2 protein-coding genes are annotated in these 1,889 nt (G+C 60.8%); both read left to right on the forward strand.

Translation table 11 applies throughout. From position 1 onward, the window contains the following. The coding region (locus tag EOM25_14445; GenBank protein ID NCC26375.1) for a formate dehydrogenase at nt 1–745 on the forward strand (745 nt) is incomplete at its 5' end. 11 nt (nt 746–756) lie between these two features. Next, a complete protein-coding gene (locus EOM25_14450) occupies nt 757–1,485 on the forward strand; it encodes a formate dehydrogenase (protein NCC26376.1) in 729 nt (242 codons plus the stop codon). The last annotated feature ends 404 nt before the right edge of the window (nt 1,486–1,889 follow it).

The raw sequence follows: 1,889 nt of genomic DNA on the forward strand, positions 1-1,889 counted from the left end.
CCCCAAATGGGCCTGGTGCTGGCCGGTCAACCGCCGGGTCCTGTACAACCGGGCCTCGGTCGATCCGCAAGGCAAGCCCTATGCGCCCAACAAGGCGGTCATCGCCTGGAACGGGGAGAAATGGGAAGGCGACGTGCCTGACGGCGGATGGGCCCCTGGAACCAAGCACCCCTTCATCATGACCGTCAACGGCATGGGCCAGATTTTTGGCCCTGGCCGGGTCGACGGCCCGCTGCCAGAGTACTACGAGCCCTTGGAGTGCCCGGTCATCGAGCATCCATTCTCCAAACAGCTCCACAGCCCAACGGCCCTGCACTTCGCCGATGAGAAAAAGGCTGTCTGCGACCCGCGCTTTCCCTTTGTCTGCTCCACCTACCGGGTGACCGAGCACTGGCAATCCGGGGTCATGACCCGCTGGACGCCGTGGCTGATCGAGGCCGAACCGCAGATCTTCGTGGAAATGAGCCCGGATCTGGCCAAGATGCGCGGCATAGCCAATGGAGAGAAGGTCATCGTCGAGAGCGAAAGGGCTTCTCTCTGGGCCATCGCCATTGTCACCCCGAGACTCAAGCCCTTTATGGTCATGGGCCAGACCGTCCATCAGGTCGGCCTGCCCTGGCATTACGGCTGGGTCCACCCCAAGGATGGCGGTGATTCGGCCAACCTGCTGACTCCGTCCGTGGGCGACCCCAATACCGGTATTCCTGAAACCAAAGCCTTCATGGTCAACGTGAAGAAGGCCTGAGGAGGACGCCCATGAGTAAGAGCTTCTTTGTCGATCTGACCAAGTGTACCGCCTGTCGCGGCTGCCAGGTGGCCTGCAAGCAGTGGAAGAAACTGCCTGCCGAGGAAACCAAACAACGTGGCACCCATCAAAACCCGGCGGATTTCAGTTTCACCACCTACAAACTGGTCCGTTTCAACGAAGTTGTCGATGACGGCCCGTTGAAGTGGCTGTTCACGCCCGACCAATGTCGACACTGCACGGAACCCCCGTGCAAGATGGTCGCCGACCAGTTCGACGAACGGGCCGTTCTGGTGGACGAAACCACCGGAGCCGTGATCTACACCGAATACACCAAGGCCATCCCCGAGGACACCCTGCCCGACGAGATGTGCCCCTACAACGTTCCCAGACGCGATCCGGAATCTGGCGTCTGGGGCAAGTGCGACATGTGCATCGACCGAGTCCACAACGGCCTCAAGCCGGCCTGTGTCCTGTCCTGCCCCACCGGGGCCATGAACTTCGGCGACCGCGACGAGATGCTGGCAATGGCCTCGGCCCGCCTGGAAAAGGTCAAAAAGACCAACCCCCAGGCCCAGCTCTGCGACGAGGAGAGCGTACGCGTCATCTTCCTGACCGCCTATCCGCCGAAGCAGTACAACGATCACCTTCTGGCCCAGGCCCCGACGTTCGGGCCCCTGAACCGCCGGTCCCTCCTGGCCAGGTTCATCAAGCCCTCGACCTCGGGACTCCTAGGCTAACAACCTCCCTCCGCGCGAGAACCGGGCCTTCGGGCCCGGTTCTCACATCTTGAGCTCCAAGCATTTCCAACCCCGGGCCCTTGGTTTGAAATGTTGGACCTGACTGTACACATCGTAAAAAAAATTCGCTTGCGCCGTCCAAACCCAAGAATACCGGAAACCGTGAGCTCACAGCCGGAGTCATCCCCAAAGGAGTCCAAGGAAGCGGAGAGGCTTAGTGCGGAGGGAGGGCGGGTGACTCAGCAGAAAGAATTAACGAAAAGGGGTCCCTGCCGCTCGGCAAATTTCTACGAAGCAGCTCTAAGCATTTTTCCGGCCGCCCCGTCTTCGGCAAGCACCAAACGGTTGCGTCCCTGAGATTTGGCCTTGTACAGGGCCTCGTCCGCCGCGCCGATCAATGACTG

This window comes from Deltaproteobacteria bacterium (genome assembly GCA_009929795.1).
Lineage (GTDB): Bacteria > Desulfobacterota > Desulfovibrionia > Desulfovibrionales > Desulfomicrobiaceae > RZZR01.